The sequence below is a fragment of the bacterium genome (assembly GCA_022616075.1).
Lineage (GTDB): Bacteria > Acidobacteriota > HRBIN11 > JAKEFK01 > JAKEFK01 > JAKEFK01.
Window position 1 is genome coordinate 1 of record JAKEFK010000400.1, and the last position, 5,569, is coordinate 5,569.

6 protein-coding genes are annotated in these 5,569 nt (G+C 48.6%); 2 read left to right on the forward strand and 4 right to left on the reverse strand.

Translation table 11 applies throughout. The annotated features are described in order from the left end of the window. Positions 1-881 (reverse strand): serine/threonine protein kinase (locus L0156_30500; GenBank protein MCI0607331.1); only part of this gene is annotated, 881 nt, incomplete at its 3' end. 195 nt (positions 882-1,076) lie between these two features. Beyond that, positions 1,077-2,951 (reverse strand): PQQ-like beta-propeller repeat protein, encoded by a 1,875-nt coding sequence (locus tag L0156_30505; protein ID MCI0607332.1) that lies wholly within the window; start codon positions 2,949-2,951, stop codon positions 1,077-1,079. Between the two features lie 303 nt (positions 2,952-3,254). On the opposite strand from L0156_30505, the gene L0156_30510 reads away from it, so the two are divergent. Together L0156_30510 and L0156_30515 are read left to right on the forward strand one after the other, a co-directional pair. Beyond that, positions 3,255-3,422 carry a CPBP family intramembrane metalloprotease gene (locus L0156_30510; protein ID MCI0607333.1) on the forward strand — a complete coding sequence of 56 codons (168 nt, stop codon included), beginning with the start codon at positions 3,255-3,257 and terminating at the stop codon, positions 3,420-3,422. A gap of 333 nt (positions 3,423-3,755) precedes the next feature. Continuing rightward, the gene (locus tag L0156_30515) at positions 3,756-4,340 is read left to right on the forward strand and encodes a hypothetical protein (protein ID MCI0607334.1); all 585 of its coding nucleotides are present in this window, start codon (positions 3,756-3,758) and stop codon (positions 4,338-4,340) included. 239 nt (positions 4,341-4,579) lie between these two features. Here L0156_30515 and L0156_30520 read toward each other — a convergent pair whose 3' ends face one another. After that, positions 4,580-5,062, reverse strand: coding sequence for a hypothetical protein (locus tag L0156_30520; protein MCI0607335.1), 483 nt, complete (start codon positions 5,060-5,062; stop codon positions 4,580-4,582). 138 nt (positions 5,063-5,200) lie between these two features. After that, the gene (locus L0156_30525) at positions 5,201-5,467 is read right to left on the reverse strand and encodes an AraC family transcriptional regulator (GenBank protein ID MCI0607336.1); all 267 of its coding nucleotides are present in this window, start codon (positions 5,465-5,467) and stop codon (positions 5,201-5,203) included. Positions 5,468-5,569 lie beyond the last annotated feature (102 nt).

The following is a 5,569-nucleotide window of genomic DNA, read 5'->3' on the forward strand; positions in this document are numbered from 1 at the left end:
CTTTCGATTTCTAGAGGAATTTGTCCATTCAGGTCGCGCGGCTTGGGCGGATCTTCTTTCAACTGCTTGAACCCGATTGCGATCGCAGAATCACCAGTAAAAGGCACGCGCCCTGTGAACATTTCATAAAGAATGATCCCCAGGGAATAAATGTCGGCGCGTTCATCGACGCTTTTGCCGGAGACCTGTTCTGGAGCCATGTACTCGGGTGTCCCCATAATCAAGCCGGTAGCGGTCAATCCACCCAAATTCTCAGAGCGGGCCAGCCCGAAATCAATGATCTTGATCTGACTAGAGGAGCTTATGATGATGTTCTGCGATTTGAGATCCCGATGGACGATACCTTGTCGATGCGCTGCTTCTAGTCCGTCGCAGATTTGTAAAGCAATGTTGAGAGCATGCATTAGTGAAAGCGGCCCGATTTTCTTGATGTAATCCTTCAGACTCATTCCTTCAAAGAACTCCATCGAAATGAAGTGCAGATCATTGTGTTCCGAGATGTCGTGGATCCGGATGACATTAGGATGGGTGACACGACGGGCAGAGGAGACCTCCCGCATGAGCCGTTCGATCGCATCAGGATCGTTGCTGAGTACAGGCGAAAGTATTTTGATCGCCACTTGCTCCTTCAGTTGCTTGTCATAGGCTTGAAACACAATCCCCATGCCGCCACGCCCTATTTCTTTCAAGATCTGATATCGGTCCTCCAGTGCCGAGCTGACATTGAGGAAAGATGTTGGCGTCCGGCTATCACCAGGGAGGATAGAACCAGTTGCTATCTTGAGCATGCTGAACGAGCGCTCCAACCGCGAGTTCATCTCTGAATCGAGGCGACACATGAGGGCCTCGAGATTCTCTAATCGTTCCCGGATAAGCTTCACTTGAGAATCCTCTTGTATATTCTTCGATCGCTCCAACTTTTCTCGTGCCAGCTCCCGTCTATGGCGCAACCAAAAAGGCACAATTACACAAGCTGTGATTGAGCCGAAAACAATCGTTAGCGCCGAAAGGAAAGTGGACGTATCCATAATCTCAATGATATAGCATCAGGAAATTACTTATTTACATTAAACTCATTACTTGTTGGCTAGGGGGAGGCGAAAGGTGGCCATTTCTTCGGCGTTGCGAACGAGCAAGATATCACCCACTAAAGCCGGGTGGTTCCAGGTTTTGCCTTTGATTCCAGGGTACTTTGATACTTCTGTAAATTGATCCGGTGTTGCTTTCACCAGTGCCAGTTCACCTTTTTCCGATAGCACTAGCAAGATATCCTGATCGGACAACAGCAACATCTGGCCACTGCCATAACGACCTCCTTTCCATTTACGAGTGCCATCCTTGAGATCGATGCAGGAAAGAATACTTCCATCAAAGCCGTACGCGAAATCCTTGTGTACGACGAAATCACTGAATTTAGGTTTCAGCCCAATTGTGTTCCACTGTTCCTGAACTGTCCATCCGTTCGGTCCATTTTTAACGTTGATGCGGTGCAACCCGTGTGAATCGCCTTCGCTAACAACGACACCGCCATCAGGCGTAAGTCCCGGCTGCACGATGCGAGCGCCTGCGGGCAATGCGAATTGCCAGAGTTGCTTGCCGCTTTTAGGATCGATGCTGGTGGCTCCGGGTTTGTGCAGCATCAGAATCTGCTCGACTCCATCTATGGTTGCAAGATGCGGCGAACTGTATTCGCTACCACCTTCGGGACCTAACCAGCGCAATGCACCTGTGGAACGATCATAGGCCACCAGTTGACCTGCTGCTGCAACAATGACCAGATCATGGATTACCAAAGGTGAGCTGGAAAATCCCCAGGTTGGAATTTTCGTTTCGGTATCGGATGCGACATTACGCGACCACGCTTTTGTTCCATCATTTGCGTTGAGCGCGTTTAGAATTCCCGTCGCGCCAAATGCATATATGCGGCCGTTGTTGAAAGTTGGCGTTCCGCGCGGACCGGCGCCGGCAGTAGCCTCCCAAAAGCGGGCGGTATCAGTATGTCTCCACACCGGCTCTCCAGTTTTCAGGTTATAGCAGGCGACAACTTCCTCTTCACCGCGTTGTTCCTGCGTGTATATCAGATTGTCCTGCACAGCAAACGAGGACCATGCCGGACCAATCGGACGTCGCCACATTTCAACAGGCGGTGACGCAGACCAATCCGTTTTGATGCGCGTGCCTCGAATGATGCTGTCGCGTTTGGGCCCGCGAAAGCCGGGCCATTCGGCTGGATTCTCTTCCGGTTCAGTAACTGTAGTAGTTACCGGTGTATCGTTTGCTTGTGTTTGTGTCTGTTCTTTGTGCGGCTGCTGCGTTATCGGAACAGGTGTTGGTTCTGTCTTTTCAACGACCGGCTCTTTTTCTGGCTCTTTCTTCGGAGGCGTGGGGATGTGGGGCATCGGTTCGTTTCGAGTTTCGGCCAGCATTCGTTCCTCAGCAGTCTCTGTCCACCGCCATGCAAAATCCTGATGTAAACCCCATGAAGAACCGCCGCTTCGGATGAGCGTGAACACTCCGCAGGCAAGCAGAATTGTCGAAACCATCGCCACGCGCCGTGCTAGTAATGAAAGTTTACGGCTGACAAACGCCCAAGCAACCAGGGCGATCAATAGAGTCGGGATCAGCAAAATCGGGAACAACATCCCCGAAAGCGATATGTGAACGAAGCACGATGCGGCGTATCCCGCTACAATCATCAACACAATAGCGCCCAAACGATCCGACCACGGCGACCGGCTCAAGAATAACCACCAAATCAAGATGAGTACGCAGCCTATAAGTTCTCCCAGAATACTGGCGAACAATCTTTCCGGATAAACTATTGGAAGAACAGACCGGAGTATCAATAGAATGATGGCGCTGATGACGCCGGGCCATATCCGGAGTGGTCTTTGGGTAGGGATCTCAGGCGTTTGATTCAATATTCGATATACAAGACGTTTCGTATTCATTTTTTGTTCGTCCGATAGTTCCCCCCGGTTGTTGCTTCTAATACTGACTCTTCTTTCGTGGTATTTCAGACCTGCTGACGGAGGCTGCAGGAGAAACTGTAATTGAAGCGTTCTTCAAACTGCGCGAAATCTCCTGGTTAACATTTGAGCCGGATGTCATGTGGTGTTTGGGCTCAGAACAAAATCAAAACTCTGAGATCTCACATTCTGATAACTTCAAGGCAGAGTCGATCGAATTGGATTTTGAATCTCCTCGTTAACCTTAAAATTTCCATTACCGAAAATTAACCAATTAACTTCCAAGTGGAGGTTTCGCCGCTAAAGTCGCACCTACGTGAAGAGCTTGGTTGGCAGGGCTATTTGTTACCTCGCTTACAACAAAGATATAGTGCATTCGTATGTAGCATAATGATCGGCATTATATGGACGTTTTGGCATACTCCGCTTTTTTGGCGCTCGCCGGGACTATGATAAGCGCCGAACCTGTGACATTCCTGACAGTAGGAAAATATCTTCTTTTCACTACGGGATTCTCGTTTCTATTTACCTGGCTCTACAACAACACAAAAGGGAGCGTCTTCCTTGCTGTTGTCCTGCACACGACGTTGAATGCAAAAATATTTTGTTGTTTCTCTTTCCGCGTCAGAATAGCGGGACGATCCGTCTATGGATGGATTTAACAATCATTCCTCTGTGGATTACGGTCATTTTCATCGTGTTGTATTTCGGGCCACAAACACTCAGCAGGAAGCTAAGCGTCAGTTCTTTAAAACAAAACTGATAATGAATGAAAGAGGTGTTTTCATGCAAATTATGAAAAAGCTATTTGCATTTCTGTTATTGGTTTTTTTTATGAATAGTCCATCGTACGCGGATACAAAAACAGTTCGTTATGTCGTTCTTGTTGCAGGGAATCAGGCAGGAACACAGATCACGGAAATCGTATCCGAAACGGAGAGACGAGTCTCTTTTGAATTCAACGATCGCGGCCGAGGCCCAAAACTAGCCACACGGTTACTATTGACGCCAAATTACATCCCCTTACGTATAGAAACCAGCGGGAATAATTACATAAGAGCGGCGGTGGAAGAACGCTTTGTTATGGAGGGTGCACAAGCAGAATGGAAAAATCAGGCGGAAACCGGTAAAACGAAGCTGCAAAATCAGGATTATTTCTATATCACGCTAGACTCCGTTCCCGAAGAAACTGGCATCCTTGCGCAAGCTCTTTTGCGAAAAGGTGGACCCATAAATCTGCTTCCTGAGGGGACAGGCTTCAATACGGAAAATCGGGCCGCTGGAGATCACATCAGGCACCGAACGAAAGCTTGTTACCCAGTACTGGATTGTGGGTCTCGATTTTTCACCATCTCCTATCTGGCTGGATGAGGAGGGAAATTACTTCGCATCGGGATCTAATTGGTTCTTTGTAATCCTTGACTCATGGCAATCTGCAATTCCATCGTTGCTGGAAGCGCAGGCGAAGGCAAATGATCGTTGGTACGGAACCCTCGCTGAAACCAGGTTTCTATAACATCGGAAAATAAGCGCGAATGTGAACTGATTCACGCTAGAAGATCAAGGATCAAGGCTTCAAGATCGAGCATATTCCCATCGAAACTATGCCATTACTTCACGTCTATCGAAATGGCGATAGTAGGAGCCGACATCGTGTGGTGGTGATGCGGGTCAACATTGCCGAGCGGCAGAAAGTACCACCTACCAGGCTCCATGCCACCAAGAGACGGCAGTTTCGCAAGGCGCTCGGGATTTAGTCCGGCCTTGATCAGCTCTGTAGCATCAAATTCGTAAACGACATCTTCTCTGGTGACGCCTGCATCCGAGGCGAAATGCACCATTGTTCCTAAGCCAGATTTCAGGCAATATTCTCCCGCCGCTACTGTGCGATCAATTGCCATCTCGGGTTTCGCGCGCAGAATGCGTGCAATAGCAAGAATTTCCTGCTTGGCAGTTCCCTTCAAGGCTAACACGTCGGAATATTCAGACGTAATGCTTGCGAGATCCGTTGATGGATTGTTGGCCTCTGCCCCTTGCAGCGTCGTCGACAGTATAAAGATGGAAAGGAAGAAAACAACCAAAGCTAATTTCATTCAATCACCTCCTGGCCGCTACATGAAAGCGGCCCAACGCTCGAGTTTACCGGACGTCTTCAACGCAGAATTTTAGAAAGGGGAAAGTCGAGAGTCTTGAACGTTCTTGACCTTTTGAGTAGGCTCCCGGTGTAACATCTAGAGGCGTTTGAAATGACGAGTGAGATGGGCCTGGTCTGCAAAACCCGTGGCCTGTGAAACATTGGAAATGATCCATCCTTGCTTGATCAGTTTCTTTGCTTGAAGGACTCGCACCCGAGTTTGAAAAAGATGGGGAGGCAATCCCAGTTCCGCAGAAAATAGACGCGTTAAATGGAACGGGTTTAGGCCGACAATCTGCGACAATTGCTCCGGTGAAACGTTTTCGACATGGTTATCCATTAAATAATCGCGCGGATGTTTCACGGCTTTTCTTTCCTTTCCCACTGACCGAAGCGAACGTCGATCCGCCGCGTAATTACTGATAAGTTGACATTAGAAGATTCTGGATCAGATTCTTGTTGCAGA